General features: G+C 52.6%; 14 protein-coding genes. 12 read left to right on the top strand and 2 right to left on the bottom strand.

Annotated features, from left to right (window positions below):
- Window positions 1-34: 34 nt before the first annotated feature.
- The 6 genes from msbA to murB are packed head-to-tail and all read left to right on the top strand — an operon-like array spanning window position 35 to window position 5,301.
- Window positions 35-1,771: a lipid A export permease/ATP-binding protein MsbA gene (gene msbA, locus J4377_RS10685; RefSeq protein WP_038485347.1), complete on the top strand. Its 1,737-nt coding sequence runs from the start codon at window positions 35-37 to the stop codon at window positions 1,769-1,771.
- Window positions 1,768-2,784, top strand: coding sequence for a tetraacyldisaccharide 4'-kinase (gene lpxK, locus J4377_RS10680; protein ID WP_038485344.1), 1,017 nt, complete (start codon window positions 1,768-1,770; stop codon window positions 2,782-2,784). The genes msbA and lpxK overlap by 4 nt, the downstream gene beginning before the upstream one ends.
- Window positions 2,777-2,986, top strand: a complete 210-nt coding sequence (locus tag J4377_RS10675) for a Trm112 family protein (protein ID WP_038485341.1) — start codon at window positions 2,777-2,779, stop codon at window positions 2,984-2,986. The genes lpxK and J4377_RS10675 overlap by 8 nt, the downstream gene beginning before the upstream one ends.
- A complete protein-coding gene (gene kdsB / locus J4377_RS10670) occupies window positions 2,986-3,777 on the top strand; it encodes a 3-deoxy-manno-octulosonate cytidylyltransferase (RefSeq protein WP_038485338.1) in 792 nt (263 codons plus the stop codon). The genes J4377_RS10675 and kdsB overlap by 1 nt, the downstream gene beginning before the upstream one ends.
- Window positions 3,774-4,259, top strand: coding sequence for a low molecular weight protein-tyrosine-phosphatase (locus tag J4377_RS10665; RefSeq protein ID WP_038485335.1), 486 nt, complete (start codon window positions 3,774-3,776; stop codon window positions 4,257-4,259). Before kdsB ends, J4377_RS10665 begins: the two co-directional genes overlap by 4 nt.
- Complete coding sequence (gene murB / locus J4377_RS10660; RefSeq protein ID WP_253485502.1) at window positions 4,246-5,301, top strand: UDP-N-acetylmuramate dehydrogenase; 1,056 nt, start codon at window positions 4,246-4,248, stop codon at window positions 5,299-5,301. Before J4377_RS10665 ends, murB begins: the two co-directional genes overlap by 14 nt.
- Window positions 5,302-5,351: 50 nt before the next feature.
- Here murB and rne read toward each other — a convergent pair whose 3' ends face one another.
- Window positions 5,352-8,816 (bottom strand): ribonuclease E, encoded by a 3,465-nt coding sequence (rne, locus tag J4377_RS10655; protein ID WP_253485499.1) that lies wholly within the window; start codon window positions 8,814-8,816, stop codon window positions 5,352-5,354.
- Window positions 8,817-9,250: 434 nt separating this feature from the next.
- Here rne and J4377_RS10650 point away from each other — a divergent pair, with 434 nt between their 5' ends.
- From J4377_RS10650 to sppA, 4 genes are all read left to right on the top strand, one after another.
- The gene (locus J4377_RS10650) at window positions 9,251-9,391 is read left to right on the top strand and encodes a hypothetical protein (protein ID WP_157697981.1); all 141 of its coding nucleotides are present in this window, start codon (window positions 9,251-9,253) and stop codon (window positions 9,389-9,391) included.
- 101 nt (window positions 9,392-9,492) lie between these two features.
- Window positions 9,493-10,434, top strand: a complete 942-nt coding sequence (locus tag J4377_RS10645; RefSeq protein ID WP_253485498.1) for an RluA family pseudouridine synthase — start codon at window positions 9,493-9,495, stop codon at window positions 10,432-10,434.
- Window positions 10,435-10,443: 9 nt separating this feature from the next.
- Window positions 10,444-11,094, top strand: a complete 651-nt coding sequence (locus tag J4377_RS10640) for an HAD family hydrolase (RefSeq protein ID WP_253485496.1) — start codon at window positions 10,444-10,446, stop codon at window positions 11,092-11,094.
- Between the two features lie 60 nt (window positions 11,095-11,154).
- A complete protein-coding gene (gene sppA / locus J4377_RS10635; RefSeq protein WP_253485495.1) occupies window positions 11,155-12,282 on the top strand; it encodes a signal peptide peptidase SppA in 1,128 nt (375 codons plus the stop codon).
- Between the two features lie 3 nt (window positions 12,283-12,285).
- Here the strand turns inward: sppA and J4377_RS10630 are convergent, their stop codons facing one another.
- A complete protein-coding gene (locus tag J4377_RS10630) occupies window positions 12,286-12,888 on the bottom strand; it encodes a nucleoside triphosphate pyrophosphatase (protein WP_253485493.1) in 603 nt (200 codons plus the stop codon).
- Window positions 12,889-13,050: 162 nt separating this feature from the next.
- On the opposite strand from J4377_RS10630, the gene J4377_RS10625 reads away from it, so the two are divergent.
- Together J4377_RS10625 and rpmF are read left to right on the top strand one after the other, a co-directional pair.
- Complete coding sequence (locus tag J4377_RS10625) at window positions 13,051-13,599, top strand: YceD family protein (protein ID WP_038485316.1); 549 nt, start codon at window positions 13,051-13,053, stop codon at window positions 13,597-13,599.
- A gap of 36 nt (window positions 13,600-13,635) precedes the next feature.
- Window positions 13,636-13,806 (top strand): 50S ribosomal protein L32, encoded by a 171-nt coding sequence (gene rpmF, locus J4377_RS10620; protein ID WP_009099300.1) that lies wholly within the window; start codon window positions 13,636-13,638, stop codon window positions 13,804-13,806.
- Window positions 13,807-13,838: the final 32 nt, after the last annotated feature.

Genomic DNA, 13,838 nt, shown 5'->3' with positions numbered 1-13,838 from the left:
TTCTCGCAACTGCACACTATGGCCGGGAGCGCGTGTGACTGATTCAGGTTGGGTTCTCTACAAGCGATTATTAACTTACGTCAAACCTCACTGGCGCGCATTCGCGTTAGCGATAATAGGGTTTGTTATTTATGCTGCATCGAGTACAGCATTGGCCGAAATGATGAAGCGATTGATTGATGGCATCCAGAACCCTGATGCTGCCTTTCGTTTCTTTTTGCCTTTGTTTGTCGTGATTATGTTTGCGGCGCGAGGGCTAGGGACATTTTTAAGTACCTACTTTATGGCGTATGTGGGGCGCTATGTGATTCATACGCTGCGCTGTGATGTGTTTGCTCATTTACTACACCTACCTGGGCGGTTCTTTGATCACCATTCCAGCGGCCATTTGGTATCGCGGGTGACTTATCATGTGGAGCAAGTAGCGGGTGCAGCTACCAACGCGGTTACCATTATTCTTCGTGAAGGATTATTTGTTATTGGGTTGATTAGCTATTTGTTCTGGACTAACTGGATGTTAACGCTGCTTTTTTTAGGTGTAACACCAGTGATCTCTGTTGTAGTGGGGTACGTTAGTAAGCGTTTTAGGCGTATCTCTAAGCGTATCCAGCACTCTATGGGAGATGTTACTCACGTCGCTTCTGAAGCGCTCTCCGGCTATCGCGTCGTGCGCACGCATGGTGCTGAGGAGTATGAAAAACAGCGCTTTGAACGAGTAAGTGAAGAAAATCGTCGTCAAAGTATGAAAGAGGCGATGACGCGTGCCGTTAGCTCACCTGTGATTTTGATGCTGGTAGCGATTTCCATGGCTATTCTGGTTTGGCTTGCCATGGCGCCTGCGCTTATGGAAAACATGACGCCGGGAGAGTTTGTTGCCTTTATTACCGCGGCAGCGCTAATGATCAAGCCTGTGCGCCAGCTCACAGAAGTGAATAGTGAGATTCAAAAAGGCATTGCGGCGGCTTCTGAGCTATTTGGCTTGCTTGATTTGACTCCTGAACAGGATGAAGGTAAGACAATTCCCCATCAGCTAACAGGCAGCGTGGTGATCGATAATGTCAGTTTCCGCTACGCTGATGATCAGCCTAATGTATTGCACGATATTAATATAAGCGTTGCACCGGGTGAGTTAGTGGCGATTGTTGGCCGCTCTGGCAGCGGTAAATCAACCTTGGTCAGCCTGCTGCCGCGTTTTTATCAGCCCAGCGAAGGACGCATTTTGATTGATGGTGTGAATGCCGGTGATTATGCGTTAGGCCCTTTGCGCCAGCATATTGCATTGGTATCGCAACAAGTCACGCTATTTAATGCAACCATTGCTGACAACATTGGCTATGGCGTTACTAACCCAGACCCAGCCGCTATTGAAGCGGCTGCTCAGGCGGCTTACGCCAGTGAGTTTATTGAGAAGTTGCCTCAGGGCTATGCAACGGTGGTAGGTGAAAACGGTGTGATGTTATCCGGTGGCCAGCGCCAGCGCCTAGCAATCGCTCGGGCGATTTTTAAAGATGCACCTATTCTTATCCTGGACGAAGCGACATCGGCACTGGATACCGAATCCGAGCGCTATATCCAGAAAGCGCTGGAGCATGTGTGTGAAGGGCGTACCACATTGGTCATTGCCCACCGTCTATCCACCATCGAACGGGCTGACCGTATTTTGGTGATGGATCAAGGGCGCATTATTGAGCAGGGTACCCACCAGGCGTTGCTAGATGCGGGAGGGGCCTACGCGGCACTGCATCAGCTCCAGTTTCAGGAGAGTGAATGAGCCTGGAGCAACGTTGGCTTAAGGCGGCCTATCACGGAAGCAAATGGCTAACGCCACTGTATCCGCTGGGTGCTTTATACCGTTATCTTATGGCGCGCCGTAGCTCTCACTACCATGCTGGTAAAAAGCTAGCTGTTAAAGCATCCGTACCCGTTATCGTGGTGGGTAATATTACCCTTGGTGGAACCGGCAAGTCGCCGCTAGTGGCATGGCTGGTCAACTGGCTAGTAAGGCAAGGGTGGTCGCCAGGTATTATTACCCGTGGTTACGGTGGTAAAGCATCGCACTATCCGTTACTGGTAACCGCAATCACTGACCCTGCGCAAAGCGGCGATGAGCCATTAATGTTGGCGCAACAAACGGGCTGCCCGGTCGTGGCTGATCCGCGCCGTCCACGAGGCGTTCAAGCCCTGGTTGATAGTGGGTGCGACATTATTGTCAGTGATGATGGGTTACAGCATCTGGCGTTAGGACGTGATATTGAGTTGGTTGTTGTTGATGGAGCCAGGGGGTTAGGGAATGGGCGCTGCTTACCTGCTGGGCCGCTGAGAGAATCACCCAGTAGATTAACTCAAGTTGACGCTGTGATTATTAATGGTCAGCAGTGTCGCCCTCTGCCTATAGAGGGAGTATCGATGCAACTAGCGCCGCTAAGCTGGCGCCGAGTGCAGGATGGTCAACGTATGCCGCTTACCCCTCTGCCATTTACGCTACCTGTGAATGCTGTGGCGGGAATTGGCCATCCTGAGCGTTTTTTTAATACGCTGCGCAGTTTAGGGGTGGACGGCGAGATGCGTCCGCTAGCAGATCATCAGCGTTTTGATGACCAGACTTTCCGTTTTAGTCATCAGCGCCCCGTTGTGATGACCGCCAAAGACGCAGTGAAGTGCCAAGCGTTAGCGCCACCCGATAGCTGGGTGCTAGAGGTAGAAGCCGTGCTTCCACCAGAGTTTGAACACTGGCTGGCAGCTAAATTGTCAGCGCTTTCTGAAAAGGGATACACCGATGGATAAAGAACTACTGGCAATGCTGGTTTGCCCGCTTTGCAATGGCAAGCTCAAGTATAATCGTGAAGCCCAGGAGCTTTGCTGCCACTACGACGGTTTGGCGTATCCTATTCAAGAAGGCATCCCTGTAATGCTTCCTGAAGAGGCGCGCGCGATGGATGCCGATGAAAAGTTACCTATCTCGCCTGGTCGTACCGGAGAGGTGTAATGTCAGTCGCTAAGACCGAATTTATTGCAGTTGTTCCCGCGCGTTTTGGCTCATCCCGCTTGCCGGGTAAGCCACTGCTGGATATCGCGGGTGAGCCTATGGTTGCCCATGTCTGGCGAAGAGCCTGTCAAAGCCAAGCAAGTCGTGTCGTGGTAGCAACTGACGATCCTCGTATACGTGATGCGATGTTGCCCTACGGTGCGGATGTCGTTATGACTCGCGCGGATCATCCTTCTGGTACCGACCGACTGGCCGAAGTGGCAGAGCAGCTCGGGCTAAGCGACGACACTTTAGTGGTGAATGTGCAAGGCGATGAGCCGCTTATCCCACCGGCCTTAATTGACCAAGTGGCGATGCGTTTAGCCGAAGATCGAGAAGCGGCCATTGCGACGCTTGCTGAGCCTATTACTGATGTTGAAACGTTATTTAACGCTAACGTCGTCAAAGTTGTTCGCTCCTTGCAGGGGCGTGCTCTGTACTTTTCTCGTGCTCCCATTCCTTGGGATCGAGAGCAATTTAAAGTCCAACCCGCGCTTTTATCCACCGATGCATGGTTGCGTCATATTGGTATATACGCCTACCGTGCCAGTTTTCTTGCCGCTTACCGTGAGCTGGTGCCGTCGAGCCTTGAGCAGTTGGAGCAGCTAGAGCAGCTGCGCGCGCTACAGCATGGCTATGCCATTCAAGTTGCGCTAGCCAGCACTATCAATCCTCCTGGTGTGGATACGCCGGAAGACTTAGCCAGGGTGAGAGCGCTTCTGGCGAGTGAAAGTGAAGGTGGAAGCGAATGAAGCGCGTCCTATTTGTCTGCTTGGGCAATATTTGTCGTTCGCCAACGGCCGAAGGCGTCTTTTGGCACGCTGTTGAAGAGGCTGGCTTAAATCGTCATATCAGCGTTGACTCTTGTGGTGTAGGTGACTGGCATGTCGGAAAAGCGCCAGACAGCCGTGCCCAGGTAGCTGCTTTACAGCGTGGTATCGATATTAGTCATTTGCGCGCTCGTCAGCTAAGCGCCAGTGACTTTCTTGAGTTCGACTATGTGCTAGGCATGGATCGCGACAACCTCGAGGCAATGCGAGCGCTACAGCCGAGTACCAGTCGTGCCCATGTAGGGCTCTTGCTAGATTTTGCCGACTTGCCTGATGCTGAAGTGCCTGACCCTTATTACGGTGGTGATGAGGGCTTTGAACATGTCCTGAATTTAATTGAGGCGGCTTCTACAGGGCTAATTGCCCAGCTGAGAAATGACGGGCTGAGAAATGACAGGTTGTGAAATCACGAGTTGTGAAAGAAGTAATAATGATCTGCTTAGTCGTTGCCAGTCAGTCGATTTAACCTCCGCGAACACGCTGCGTTTACCCTGTCAGGCGGAGCGGTATGTTGCCCCTAAAACGCTAAGTGCACTCCAGCATGTGGTGCGTGAAGCCGTTGCTAAGCAGTGGCACATTACGCTCTTGGGAGGTGGCAGTAATGTGCTGCTTCCCGCTAAGCTGAAAGGCATTGCGATTCGGCCTGCTATGCAGCAGTGGTGGCTAGAAAGTTGCGGAGAGTTTGTTGTTGCTCATGTGGGAGCTGGCGTTAATTGGCATTCGTTAGTAATGACGCTATCGGCTCGCGGCCTGTGGGGCATTGAAAACTTAGCGCTGATTCCCGGTGATTGCGGCGCAGCGCCAGTACAGAACATTGGTGCATACGGTGTCGAGCTTAAAGACGTTCTGGTAGGGGTGCAGGCAGTAGAGTTGGCGTCGGGTAATGTACGTTGGTTAAGCGCCGATGCTTGCCAATTTGGTTACCGAGATAGCATCTTCAAAAAATCGCTAGCGGATAAAGTCGTTATTACTCAGTTGGCGCTGCGGCTATCAAAAACGCCGCTGCCAAGACTGGGTTATGGAGATTTAGCTGCCCGAGTAGCCGCTTCGGCGAATTGCTTGGCGGTGGCTCAAGCAGTGTGTGCTATTCGTCAGGAAAAACTGCCGGACCCTCAGGTGCTCGCAAATGCGGGTAGCTTCTTTAAAAACCCGCTAGTTAACAGCGATCAGTTATCGCGCTTGCTACAGGCATTCCCTAGCATGCCATATTTTCCGCAGGTTAACGGTCAAAGCAAGCTGGCAGCGGGGTGGTTGATTGATCAGTGTGGGTTGAAAGGGATTCGGCAAGGGGCTTTCGGTGTTCACGCGCGGCAGGCCTTGGTGCTTGTGCATTTTGGCGGTGGTGATCGGTGTGAGCTACTGCAGTTTGCAGAGCATATTGCCCACAAGGTCTATAATCAATTTGGTGTTGAGTTAGAGCCTGAGCCACGCTTGGTACAAGCATAAAAAAACCCCGCTTAGCGGGGTTTTTTAGTGCTAGTGTCGAGTGCTAGCGATCACTCATTAGTCGTGTTCTGTGCTTGTTTGCGCAGTTCACGAGGATCGTTATGAGCGCGACGACGGCGGCGACGTGGCTTAGGTGCCTCGTCTTGGGTAGAAGCAGCAGGCGCTTGCTTTGCTTCTTCAGGTGCCACTGTTTCAACGGGGGCCTCTGGTGAGGGCGTTTGAACCTCTTCATTAGTCGCCAATGTAGGCTGCTCTGTGCCTTCTTGAGCAGCAGCGCTGTTATTCGCGGTTTCTGAAGCAGCTGTCGTGTCTGAAGCAGTTGTATTGCTCACTGCGTCACTGTCTAAAGAAGGTGCTTCCGGCTGTTCAGCAAACTCTGGTGAGCTTGCTTCAATGCTAGCTGCTACGCTTTGCGAGAGTGTCTGAGTGTTAGCGTCACTGTCGGCAGTCTCAGCAGTCTCAGCAGTCTCAGCAGCTTTCGGCGCTTCTGCATGTGTGTTGGCGTCTGCGGATGTCTCTTGTGCCGTCTCCTGCGGTTCTTGAGACGCAGGTTCTTGAGACTCAGAAGGTTCTTGAGACTCAGCAGCTTGAGATGCCGACTGCTGGGGCTTGTCAGTCTCTTTTGCAGTTTCTTCGCCACGTGAGCTTACTGATTCGCTGTTGGCGGTATCAAACTCTTTCACGTTTGAACTACTCTCTTCCTCCAGCTCTACTCCCGCATCAGCTTTCACAACCTCAGACGAACCGCTAGCCGCCTCTTGGGGCGCTTCTTGAGCAGCAGTTGCGTCATCAGTTGGCTGTTGAGGTTTGGCCTCAGCGCTTTTCTCTACACGTTCCTCTGCTTCAGGTTCCGCTTTCTCTGCCGCTTGCTGAGGTTGGCGACGCTGGCGCGTAGCCTTGCGTGCTTTCTCCGCCTTTTCGGCAGGGCGCTCAGCCGTTGTTCCATCGGCAGCTGCTGATTCCTCTACAGCTGGTTCAGGCGCTTCAGTCACTGCTTCGGCGGTTGGTGCAGCTGTTGTGCTGGCCCCATCTTGTAAAGAGGGGCTGGCCGGCGCTGCTTTACTGCTGTTCACTTCAACAGCAGGCGCTTCAACAGCAGGCGCTTCAACAGCAGGTGATTCAACAGCAGCCTCAGCAGAAGGAGCGTCTGCAGAGGGAGCTTCAGCCGCTGCGGCTTGCAGTTTCAGCTGTTCCGCTTCGGCTTGAGGATTAACGGCCTGTTTACGCGTGCGGTTGCGCGGATTGTTACGCGTGCGTTTCGGCTTGCCGTCATCCTGTTTGTCGTCCGTTTGTGATGCAGACTCACGGGTAACTTCGTTTTTCGGCTTGGCATCACGTGGTTTGTCGCGACGATTTTCTGGTTGAGCAGTAGGTTTAGCCGCCTCATCTTTAGGTGACTCTTTAGCCGCTAGGTTTGTCTGCTGCTCTTTTTGACGACTGCTCTTTTGATCATTGTCCTGGAGCTTGGCATCGTCTTGCTGAGGGTGGCGTCGACGGTTGCGAGTACGACTAGGACCGCTACGTTTATCGTTAGCGTCGTCGTTATTATCAGCGTTGCGCGGTTGGCTAGGCTGCGGGTTACTCGGCTGTTGATTGCTCGATTGCTGCTGACTGCGCTGCTCGTTTCTGCTGGCGCTTTCGCCACGTTCACGGGCAGGCTTTGGCTTGCTTTCGCTGCGTTGTGAGCGATTTTTGCTCGTTCTCTCAGGCTGCTTGCGGGCAACAGGAGCTTCCGGTTCAGGCTGGCTCGTGCTGGTATCTTCACCGCCTAGCAGTTTGGCGAAGCCTCTGATAAAGCGGCCAATCACACTGGGTTGCTCTTCAGTGGAGGGGGGAGTCGCTGTAACGGCTTTATCTGCTTTGGCAGCTCTCTCTGCCTTCTCTTCAGTCTGAAGAGAGGCGGGCGCTGGTGCGTTATGTACCACGCTTTTAACCGCTGCTTCAGCACGCATGGCGGGCGGAGTGAAGCTAGGATCGGGTTCTTTACCTACTTCAGTATCAGTCGAAAGCTCGAAGCTGGATAGCGTCAGGCTTTCATCATCGTCTAGGTGGTCATCACGTAGTCGCTGAACGTCGTAATGCGGCGTATCCATTTCGGGATTCGGCAGTAGAACTACGCGTACGCCTTGACGTGATTCGATGTCTGCTAGAACGCTGCGCTTTTCATTCAGTAGGTAGGTCGCGACAGGTACTGGAAGAATGGCGCGGATTTGTGCGCTGCGCTCTTTCATAGCTTCTTCTTCAATCAGGCGCATGATAGAGAGCGAAAGCGAGCGAACATCGCGAATAGTGCCTTGGCCGTTACAGCGCGGACAAACAACACCGCTGGTTTCGCCTAGCGAGGGGCGCAGCCGCTGACGTGACATTTCCATTAAGCCAAAGCGAGAAATCCGACCAATCTGAACGCGAGCACGATCCAGCTTCAGGGCATCGCGCATGCGATTTTCAACCTCGCGCTGATTGCGCGCAGGGCCCATATCGATAAAGTCGATAACGACGAGGCCACCGATATCACGCAGGCGCAACTGTCGAGCAATCTCATCGGCTGCTTCAGAGTTGGTTTGCAGCGCGGTTTCTTCAATATCGCTGCCACGTGTAGCCCGGGCAGAGTTGATATCAATAGAGACCAGCGCTTCGGTGTGATCGATAACAATGGAGCCACCAGAAGGAAGTTTTACTTCGCGCTGGTAAGCAGTTTCGATTTGCGACTCAATTTGGAAACGCGAGAAAAGCGGAACTTCATCGGCGTAGAGTTTAATTTTCTGCTGGTAAGAGGGCATTACCTGACGAATAAAGCCCAGTGCTTCTGCATGAATCTCGGGGCTGTCAATTAACACCTCGCCAATGTCTTGGCGTAGATAATCGCGCATGGCGCGGATAATGACATTAGACTCGCGATAAATCAGGAATGGGGCTGAGCGCTTGCCAGCTTCAGTGGTAATGGACTCCCACACTTGGACGAGGTAATCCAAGTCCCACTGCAGCTCTTCTGGGCTACGGCCGATACCGGCGGTGCGAACGATCAGGCCCATTTTGTCTGGCACTGTCAGTTGGCCCATGGCATCTTTCAACTGGCTGCGGTCATCACCTTCAATGCGGCGTGAAATGCCGCCTGCACGGGGATTGTTCGGCATCAGAACGAGAAAACGGCCCGCTAAGCTGATAAAGGTAGTCAGTGCTGCCCCTTTATTGCCACGCTCTTCTTTATCAACTTGGACGATGACTTCCTGGCCCTCTTTCAGCACCTCTTTGATGCTGGGGCGACCAGACACATCTTTGATAAAATATTCGCGGGAAATTTCTTTTAGTGGCAGGAAACCGTGGCGTTCGGCGCCAAAATCAACAAAAGCGGCTTCAAGGGAGGGTTCTACCCGGGTGATTTTACCCCGGTAAATATTGGCTTTCTTCTGTTCTCGAGCGCCAGATTCGATGTCTAAATCGTAAAGGCGTTGCCCGTCTACCAGCGCAACCCGCAGCTCTTCTGGCTGGGTTGCGTTAATCAGCATCCGTTTCATATTGTCTCACATAGCATTGCGAGCCGACGAGCCGTCTGGGCGTGGCGTAGACGAATCGCTGGGTGCTGCGTGCTTGTGCTCGGCGCATTGCTATGCTGACGCATTAAGCCGGGAAGGCAATCATGCCGACCCGGCCGTAAGGGCGTTGAGTACGTGGCGGAGGCAGAACATGTTTCGGTGGCTGTCACGTCCATCCGGCTCTGCTGACACCGCCAACACCTGGCATTCATCGATTCGTCAACGCCGGTCATCGGCACAGCGTTGAACTTGGCGCCCCAAGTCAAGCAGCACCTTGTGACGAACAGGATAGGCTGCTTGGGGCGTGACGTTTGTTAATTCAATTGCCTGCCATTGCGGGCGAAGCAAAAGTGTCTCTGCCGTCAAAAAGCATGCGACAGAGTAACTGTATATCCAGTACGTAAGGCGCGTGGGTAATGCGTACACTACGCCATTTTGCCTGTGCTCTGGCCTGCGTGTTTGTCGGGCAGGCGCTTGGCAAGAGTGGTAGTGCTCCCGTTACGACGTGTCTGTTTACGGGTAAGCCACACTTGGCCGCTGAACGTTTTGGAATATAACAGTAAAGACAACTACCAGCAATTGACGCAATGCGCATTGGTCTACGCTAGAATGCCGTTTTTAGCCTGTCGCTATTAGATCACACCAGGAGTGAGCGTTAATGTCCGAAGGGCGGGAAGTACAGTGGGTGGATATCGCCCCGGAACAAGCAGGTCAGCGAATCGATAATTTTCTGATGACGCGTTTAAAAGGTGCTCCTCGTGCATTGATTTATCGCATTGTGCGGAAAGGCGAAGTAAGGGTTAATAAAAAACGCGTCAAAGTAGATTATCGACTTCAAGCGGGTGATCTGGTGCGTGTGCCGCCGCTGCGATTAGCGCCGAGAGAAGCGGTTAAAGAGGTGAGTGACAACTTACGTGATTTATTAATTGGTAGCGTCATTATGGAAGGGCCCGATTGGATGGTGATTAACAAACCATCCGGATTGGCAGTCCATGGCGGAAGTGGCGTCAAAATTGGCCTCATTGAAGCGCTTCGGCAAGTGCGCGATGACCTTACTTTTTTAGAGCTTGTCCACCGATTGGATCGTGATACATCGGGCTGCTTACTGTTGGCAAAATCTCGTGATGCGCTCGTCACACTCAACGAATCGCTGAAAAAGCATGCAATGGACAAACGCTACTTAGCGTTAGTGAGTGGTCGTTGGCCTGCTCGGAAGAGTTATGTGAGTGCTCGCTTAGACCGCTTTGATGCGGGTAATGGTGAAAGGCGAGTGCGGGTAGATCCAAATGGCAAGGTTTCACGGACTCACTTTGCGGTAGTGGAAACCTTTGAAAAGGTCACGCTGATAGAGGCGGAGCCTGTAACAGGCCGCACCCACCAGATTCGTGTCCATGCGGCTCATGCTGGGCACGCCTTATTGGGTGACGATAAATACGGTACCCGCGAAAGTAATCATATGGCGCAGCTCCTTGGTTTGGGGCGTCTATTTCTTCATGCCCGTGCATTAACGTTTCCCGAGCCTGGCAATGGTCGACCCGTTACGGTGAAAGCACCGCTGCCTGAGGCATTAGAAGAAACGTTAAAACGCGCTCGTAAATAAGGAAGCGAAATGCGCTATGAGCTAATTATCTTTGATTGGGATGGCACATTGATGAACTCTGTGCCGAAAATTGTCGCCTGCATGCAGGCCGCTGCTTCTGATGCCGAGTGGAATGAGTTAGACGTCAGTGCTATCGAGAATATTATTGGCCTGGGCCTGCCTGAGGCGATAGCGACGTTATGCCCTGGTATTGAAGCGGTTCAGGCCGAGCGCTTGCGTCAACGCTATGCCTACCATTTCGTTCATGGTGATTCGACGCCCATGCCTTTTTTTGAAGGCGTTAAAGAGCAAGTTGCTCGTCTGCGTGAGCGTCCTTATCAGCGTTTGGCGGTGGCGACGGGGAAGAGTCGTCGTGGTCTAGATCGGGTTTTTACCGAAACAGAGTCAGGTGGTTGGTTTAATGCCAGTCGAACAGCAGATGAAACACGTTCTAAGCCTCATCCGCAGATGCTGCTTGAACTGCTCGAAGAGCTAAAAGTGCCTGTTGAGCGTGCTGTGATGGTGGGTGATACCGAGTATGACCTTGAAATGGCAAGGTCTATTAATATGGATCGTGTGGGCGTTACTTACGGTGTGCATACCCCCGCTCGGTTAGCGGCTAGTCAGCCTGTATGGCTGGCGGATGATGTAGATAGCCTGTTCGACTGGCTTCACGGTTAGTGGCGTTAACAGCCACTGAGAGTAGTGGTTGTACGATCAAACGAACACTAGGAATCGTATATGAGTGATGAGCAGCAGCGCGATGAAAGTGGTAATGGTGGTGGCTCTCAGGCGGGTGATGGTTTTTCTGGCCAGGAGAGTGGTGACCGTTGGACTGATGGGCCAGAGGTTGTCCAGCAGGCCAAAAAGCAACCGCTACCGGGAGCGGAGAGTGATGATGCCGAAATACTGCGCGAGCGCCAGCGGTTAGCGCAGTTGGAAATGATGGACCGCTGGGTTGGCGGTGTTTTAACGGAACAGCGCAGAACTCGGCGCTGGAAACTGTTCTTTCGTTTGATGTTGCTGGCGATTGTATTGGTATCGTTAACAACAGTGCTATACCGCGTGTTTCTCGCTGAGCCAACGGCCTCATTGCCCACCGAGAGCCACGTAGCACTGGTGGAAGTGCATGGTGTGATTGCCAGTGATGCACCAGCAAATGCTGAACGCATCATTAAAGGTTTGAATCGTGCATGGTTATCGGGGGGCGCTGCTGCTGTTGTGCTGCACATTGATAGTCCTGGTGGAAGCCCTGTGCAATCGCAGCGTATTTACGACGAAATTATGCGGCTGCGTGATCAGGGCGACAAGCCTATTATTGCCGTGATAGAGGATATTGGTGCGAGCGGCGCTTACTACGTTGCTTCTGCTGCCGATAGCATCGTGGCGTCCCGTGCAAGCTTAGTTGGCTCTATTGGTGTTATCTATGCTGGCTTTGGCTTTCAGGAAGCGATCAACCAGATTGGCGTAGAGCGTCGCGTAATGACTGCCGGTGAAAACAAAGCCTTTTTGGATCCTTTTCAGCCGCTTGATGAAGAGGCTGCTGATTTCTGGCAGGGTGTTCTGACTCAAACCCATGAGCAGTTTATAGACGATGTGAAGGCAGGGCGTGGTGATCGTTTGAGCAATAGCCCTGAGATTTTTTCAGGGCTTATCTGGAGCGGTGAGCAAGCGTTAGAGCTAGGTTTGATAGATGAGCTGGGCAGTCTTGAACAAGTCGCTCGTGAGCAGGTAGGCGATGCTGAATGGGAAAACTATACGCCTAGCTTAGACCCCTTCGAGCGTTTGACACGCCGCTTTACTCAAACAGCTGCTGAAGTGCTAGGGCTTCAGCATGCGCATGCTCCTTTGCGCTTTCAGGCTCAGTAACGACTAAGCGTCGCCGAGTGGGTTCATGCCTGCTTGGCGAAGCATGTCGCATAGTGCGATGAGTGGAAGCCCTATGAGTGCGTTTGGGTCTCGGCCTTCGAGTTTTTCAAACAAGCTAATCCCCAGTCCTTCCATGCGGAAGCTGCCAGCGCTGTCTAAAGGTTGCTCAAGGGCAACATATCGTGCAATTTCTTGCTGGCTCAGTGAGCGAAAAACCACCTCAAACGGCTCGATATGGACGTGATGCCGTTGGTGGCGGGTATCAACTAATGCTAAGCCCGTCAAAAAAGTCACTTTTTGGCCAGAAAAGCGCGCTAGATTCTCCCTAGCGCGCTCTTCTGTATGAGGTTTGCCGAGAATGTCGCCCTCAAACAGAGCTATTTGATCAGAGCCAATGATGCAATGGTTGGGGAAACGCTCAGCAACGGCGTTGGCTTTGCTGAGCGCCAAACGGTGCACTAAGGCGTTGGGCGTTTCATTAGGATAGGGCGTTTCGTTGATGTCTGGAGAGCAGCACTGATAGGGCAGTAATAGCTTGTCCAGTAGCGCTTGGCGGAAGCGAGAGCTTGATGCCAGGACAAGTGGCGCGTTATTGGTTTGAGGCACAGTGTTCTCCTTAATAGGCCTGGTTGAGCATTAATCGGCGTTTAAACGAGTGTAACGAAACCTTGGTAGCCTGCCTATTTGCGTGGTTTTGGGAGATAATCTCGTAAGAATTGCACCGACAGCTTTGACAGCGGGGGGGCGAGTGCCTATCATTGCGCGCCTATGTTGACCTCACAAATCCCCAGCCGGGTTGAGCCTTATAAGCTTGCAGCCCGCCGCGAACGACTAGAAGGCATTGTGGCGCTGAACAAGCTGCCACGCCTAGCTGAAGAAGCAGGTGACCAAACCGGCGACTGTCATGTCGTACTCGAGTTTGGCGTTGATGCCCAAGGCCGTCGCGAAATTCGTGGCCATTTGCAAGCGACCCTGGCGTTGCCTTGTCGCCGTTGCCTAGTGCCGCTAAGCCAAGACGTTTCCAGTGATTTCTTATTAGGAATGATTGCAGACGAAGCTTTGGCTGCCGAGCTACCTGCTAGTCATGAGCCGGTGCTGGTGGAAAATGAACAGCTGGACTTGCTGACGGTAATAGAGGATGAACTTATCCTTAGCTTGCCGCAGGTGGTCTATCACGATGAGACCGAATGCCATGTCTCGGCGGAGCAGCTGGTCAGCAAGACCGAAGGCACGGCGGAAGACTCCGCTCCGGCCAAGAACCCTTTCGCAGTGCTTAATGCTTTGAAAAGCAGTGGCGCTTTGAAAGGCAAAAAGTAAGCATCACTTACCTTAATTACCTTGGAGTAAACACCCATGGCAGTTCAACAGAACCGTAAAACTCGTTCCAAGCGCGGTATGCGTCGTAGCCACGATGCGCTGAGCGCACCGACTCTGTCTCAGGACAAAGAAACCGGTACTACTCATCTGCGTCACCACGTTTCTCCCGACGGTTTCTATCGCGGTCGTAAAGTGGTCGAAGTTTAAGCCTTAGCGCTTTTATGAGCGGCAAAACAGGG

Origin of the sequence: Halomonas sp. XH26, from assembly GCF_024138895.1 — a bacterium.
GTDB classification, from domain to species: Bacteria; Pseudomonadota; Gammaproteobacteria; order Pseudomonadales; family Halomonadaceae; genus Vreelandella; species Vreelandella alkaliphila.
Note: the sequence above shows the minus strand (reverse complement) of the source record. Positions and strands in the feature narration are given on the sequence as shown.

What these genes read in the sequence shown, in the direction of transcription:
- lpxK (WP_038485344.1), top strand. Translation starts at nt 1,768, where the DNA reads ATGAGCCTGGAGCAACGTTGGCTTAAGGCGGCCTATCACGGAAGCAAA.
- J4377_RS10675 (WP_038485341.1), top strand. Translation starts at nt 2,777, where the DNA reads ATGGATAAAGAACTACTGGCAATGCTGGTTTGCCCGCTTTGCAATGGC.
- kdsB (WP_038485338.1), top strand. Translation starts at nt 2,986, where the DNA reads ATGTCAGTCGCTAAGACCGAATTTATTGCAGTTGTTCCCGCGCGTTTT.
- J4377_RS10665 (WP_038485335.1), top strand. Translation starts at nt 3,774, where the DNA reads ATGAAGCGCGTCCTATTTGTCTGCTTGGGCAATATTTGTCGTTCGCCA.
- murB (WP_253485502.1), top strand. Translation starts at nt 4,246, where the DNA reads ATGACAGGTTGTGAAATCACGAGTTGTGAAAGAAGTAATAATGATCTG.
- rne (WP_253485499.1), bottom strand. Translation starts at nt 8,816, where the DNA reads ATGAAACGGATGCTGATTAACGCAACCCAGCCAGAAGAGCTGCGGGTT.
- J4377_RS10650 (WP_157697981.1), top strand. Translation starts at nt 9,251, where the DNA reads ATGCGTACACTACGCCATTTTGCCTGTGCTCTGGCCTGCGTGTTTGTC.
- J4377_RS10645 (WP_253485498.1), top strand. Translation starts at nt 9,493, where the DNA reads ATGTCCGAAGGGCGGGAAGTACAGTGGGTGGATATCGCCCCGGAACAA.
- J4377_RS10640 (WP_253485496.1), top strand. Translation starts at nt 10,444, where the DNA reads ATGCGCTATGAGCTAATTATCTTTGATTGGGATGGCACATTGATGAAC.
- sppA (WP_253485495.1), top strand. Translation starts at nt 11,155, where the DNA reads ATGAGTGATGAGCAGCAGCGCGATGAAAGTGGTAATGGTGGTGGCTCT.
- J4377_RS10625 (WP_038485316.1), top strand. Translation starts at nt 13,051, where the DNA reads ATGTTGACCTCACAAATCCCCAGCCGGGTTGAGCCTTATAAGCTTGCA.
- rpmF (WP_009099300.1), top strand. Translation starts at nt 13,636, where the DNA reads ATGGCAGTTCAACAGAACCGTAAAACTCGTTCCAAGCGCGGTATGCGT.